The sequence below is a fragment of the Candidatus Baltobacteraceae bacterium genome (genome assembly GCA_036559195.1).
Lineage (GTDB): Bacteria > Vulcanimicrobiota > Vulcanimicrobiia > Vulcanimicrobiales > Vulcanimicrobiaceae > JALYTZ01.
This window is the reverse complement of the sequence record DATBTN010000062.1, coordinates 1-2,988: the sequence shown is the minus strand read 5'-3', so window position 1 is coordinate 2,988 and position 2,988 is coordinate 1. Positions and strand designations below refer to the sequence as shown.

4 protein-coding genes are annotated in these 2,988 nt (G+C 65.4%); all 4 read right to left on the bottom strand.

Annotated elements, in window-relative coordinates; all coding sequences use genetic code 11:
- The coding region (locus VIG32_10200) for a PLP-dependent aminotransferase family protein (protein ID HEY8298381.1) at positions 1-956 on the bottom strand (956 nt) is incomplete at its 3' end.
- Between the two features lie 12 nt (positions 957-968).
- On the bottom strand, positions 969-1,811 hold the full coding sequence (locus VIG32_10195) for a hypothetical protein (protein ID HEY8298380.1): 843 nt from the start codon (positions 1,809-1,811) through the stop codon (positions 969-971).
- Positions 1,808-2,329, bottom strand: a complete 522-nt coding sequence (locus tag VIG32_10190; protein HEY8298379.1) for a zf-HC2 domain-containing protein — start codon at positions 2,327-2,329, stop codon at positions 1,808-1,810. The genes VIG32_10195 and VIG32_10190 overlap by 4 nt, the downstream gene beginning before the upstream one ends.
- Positions 2,310-2,942: a sigma-70 family RNA polymerase sigma factor gene (locus VIG32_10185; GenBank protein ID HEY8298378.1), complete on the bottom strand. Its 633-nt coding sequence runs from the start codon at positions 2,940-2,942 to the stop codon at positions 2,310-2,312. The genes VIG32_10190 and VIG32_10185 overlap by 20 nt, the downstream gene beginning before the upstream one ends.
- Between the last annotated feature and the right edge of the window lie 46 nt (positions 2,943-2,988).

The following is a 2,988-nucleotide window of genomic DNA, read 5'->3' as shown; positions in this document are numbered from 1 at the left end:
TCTTTGAGCGCGGCGATCATCACGTCGCGCCGTTCGCCGTAGACGCGCACGATCGTAGCGACGTGTTTTTTGAATTCTTCCCGGCGGCTTACGTATTGGGCGAAGACGTATTGCGCGAGCGTGCCGCTTTGGAGATCGGCGCCCTGCTTGGCGAGGACCAGTTTTTCGCGGACCTCGGGATCGTGCGTGGCCAGCCACGCGATCCGCATGCCCGGCGCCATGATCTTGCTGCCCGTGCCGCAATAGATGATCGTCCCGGACGTGTGGAACGACGCCAGTGCGGGCAGGTGGTCGCCGCCGAAACGAAGTTCGCCATACGGGTCGTCTTCAACGATCGGCACGCCGTAGTGCTCGCAGATGCGCACGACCCGTTCGCGCCGGTCGTGCCCGAGCGTGCGGCCCGTGGGGTTCTGAAAGTTCGGAACCAGATACACGAACTTCGGTAACGGTGCGGTGTGGGCGAGCGCGTGCTCGAGTGACTCGGGCACCATGCCGTCGTCGTCCATCTCCACGGTGATGTAGCGCGCCTGATACGCATCGAACGCCTGAATCGCACCCAGGTACGACGGGCTCTCGAGCACTACGTGGTCGCCGGGGTCTAGAAAGATCTTGGCGATGAGATCGAGGCCCTGTTGCGAGCCGTTGACGATCGCCACGTTTTCCGGGATGAATTGCGGGCCGCCCGGCCGCGAGGCCAAGTGCTCCGCAACCCACGTGCGCAGTTCCACGATGCCGTCGGTAACGCTGTACTGCAGCGCCTGCGCGCCGTAGGTGTCCATTACTTCGCGCGTGCACTCGGCGATCGCGTCGAGCGGGAAGAGTTCGGGCGCGGGCAAGCCGCCGCCGAAGGAGATGACATCGGGTTGTTGTGTCACCTTCAGCATCTCTCGAATGGTGGATGCCCGCATGCGCGAGGTGCGCGCCGCGAATCGCGTGGTGCGCGAAATGGTTGCCATAGGAGCGGGTACTTAGGCGGCGTTCATCGGCGGTCCGCTTATTGGCGCCCGAGGCACGCGCGGCAGCCCGGGCGGGCCTAATTCGCGCACGAACGCAAGGATCGTCGCGCCCAAGCCGATCAGCCAGACCAGCGCCGTAACCAGGTGCCCCACGACCGGCACGATCTCGGCCGCCGCCAGGATGACGAGGCCCACGATCAGCGCGGCGAGCGGCGAGGGCGTGGTGTGCGGGCGGATCAGCTCCCACAGTCGCCGGCCGATCAGCAGCCCGATCGCCGCCTGCCCGATAAAGACGCCGGCGATCACCGCCACGATCTCGAGCGGAATCAGCGGCCAGCCGACGATGCTGAAAAAGAAGAGCACGGCGAGCGGTACGATCGCCACCACGGCGATCACCCCGACCGCGCCCGAGAGCCCGGGATGCAGTTCGACGCGGTCGAGCGCCGCTCGTACGCGCATCGGAAAGATCAGGAAGATCACCACGATGATGAAGCTGTATGCGAGCAGCGCCACCATCCGCGAATTCTCGGCGGCGATGCCGGCCGGCACCCACGGCGCGATCGACTCCGTGAACCCGCCGCCCACCACGTTCTCGTGACCGGTAATCACCGAGCCGTCCATCTTTTCGATCTGCCCGCCGAAGACGTTGACGTTGCCGTTGACCGTGCCTTCGATTCGCGCGTCGCCGAAGATCACGTCGATATCGCCGTTAACGACTTGGTTGGGCTCCACGCTCACGTCGCCCCAATACGTGCCGCCATGATCGATCGCGCGAATGTGCGCCGACGCCGCTGCCGGGAACGCGATGCAGGCCGCCAGCAGCGCGAAGATGGCGATCGTAAAACGCTGCTTCATGAACGACTCTCCCGAAGAGCAAAGCGCGCGAGCCCAACCGCAACGGCGATATCGAGCGCGAGCACGACGATGCCGATGGCGGCAAGCGCCGCCGTTGAATGGCCGAGCGCGTGCGCGCCGCCGGCGGCGAACGACGTAAAGATCGAGCCGAGCCGTGCGACCGCGTGCATTGACGCCATCCCCATCGCGCGCGGGCTCGCGCCGGACGCGATGAACCAAACGATGGCCGCCGCCCAGGCGAGCGCGATGTAGAGCGCGACGAGTCGCGGCGCGGGGTGGTGCCGTTTGCGCGGCGCCGGCATCGAGCGCACTTCGGCCATAATGGCAAACGTGAAGTTCGGCGCCGGTTCGGTGGCGCGCGTGGTCGCGAGCAGCGCGTCGATCACGTTGACTTCATCTAAGAGCGCCGTGCAGTGAGGGCAGCTGCGCAAGTGGGCGGAGATCGCCCGCATCACCGGTGGTTTGAGCGTGCCCTCGAAGTAGCGGTCGAGCAGCGGCTCACAGGACGAGCAGCGCACGATGCCCTCCCTTCGCTTTCGCGGTGCTCATCGAGCGCAGCTCGCGTTCGCGCATCTTTTGCGCGAGGGCGATCTTGCCGCGGTGAATCAGCGTCTTCACGTTGCCGAGCGACAAGCCGAGCGTGCTCGCGATCGTGTGGTATTCCATGTTATTGAAGTAGCGCAACGCTAGCACCGTCCTCGTGCGCTCGGGCAGTTCTTCGAGCGCGGCTCGAACTTCGCGCTCGGCCTCTTCGCGCAAAACGCCGCCGGAGGGGTCGGCTTCGCGAGTGTGGTCGGGCAGGGCGTTTTCGAGCGTTTGATCTTCGGGCAGCTCCTGGGTGGGGACGTGCCGCTGGGCCTTGCCCAGATAGGTGCGCACCACGTTGCGGGCGATTTGGTAGATCCAGGTCGAGAACTTGCCGAGCGCGGGATTGAAGGTAGCCAAGTGCGCGTAGGCCCGCAGGAAGGTCTCCTGCGAGAGGTCGGCCACGTCGGCCTGGTTGCGTACGCTGGCACCGATAAAGCTTGCGATCCCACGTTTGTAACGGTCAACGAGAACGGAGAACAGCTCGCGCTCGCCGTCGCGGACCAGCCGTATCAGAGCTTCGTCGCTCTGCTCCCCGATCGTCATGCCCCCTGAAGTTCGGTTTCTTGGCAGCTACTACCGCTGGCGGGGG

What these genes read in the sequence shown, in the direction of transcription:
- VIG32_10195 (HEY8298380.1), bottom strand. Translation starts at nt 1,811, where the DNA reads ATGAAGCAGCGTTTTACGATCGCCATCTTCGCGCTGCTGGCGGCCTGC.
- VIG32_10185 (HEY8298378.1), bottom strand. Translation starts at nt 2,942, where the DNA reads ATGACGATCGGGGAGCAGAGCGACGAAGCTCTGATACGGCTGGTCCGC.